General features: G+C 53.3%; 1 pseudogene. It reads left to right on the forward strand.

The features are described from left to right. Nucleotides 1–570, forward strand: a pseudogene (locus POW22_RS10305) (hypothetical protein); the annotation flags it as partial.

Here is a 570-nt window from a genome sequence, read left to right on the forward strand (position 1 = left end):
TTGTGGTTAACCCACTGCCAGAGACGCCAGAGGTGAGTGATTACATCATCTGTGAGCTGGCAACAGACGGCGTGGCTACCTTTGATCTGAACACGAAGATTCCAGAGATCTTAGGCGGACAAGATCCAACGGACTTGGAGATCACCTTCCACGAGGTGGAGGCTGACGCTGATGCAGGCATCAATGCGATCGCCACCCCAGAGGCCTTTGTGAATGTGACTAATCCACAGACGATCTATGTACGCATTACCAATACGGTGACGGGCTGTTACTCAGCCACGCAGAGCTTTAACATCGAGGTTAGAGAAGGGGCCACGGCCACTGCTCCAGCAGCGGCGTATCGCATCTGTGATAATGTAGGCGAGGGTACAGACGGTATTGGGGAGTTCACCCTCTCTACCCAAGACGATGAGATATTAAACGGACAGGATCCGGTGATCTATGTAGTGAGCTACCACGAAAACGAGGTAGATGCCACCACGGGAGACAATGCACTACCGGACAGCTATATCAACACGAGCAACCCACAGGTGATCTGGGCACGCGTGACCAACACGGACACGGGCTGTT

The sequence above is a fragment of the Gilvibacter sediminis genome (genome assembly GCF_028561565.1).
In the GTDB taxonomy this organism is placed as follows: domain Bacteria; phylum Bacteroidota; class Bacteroidia; order Flavobacteriales; family Flavobacteriaceae; genus Gilvibacter; species Gilvibacter sediminis.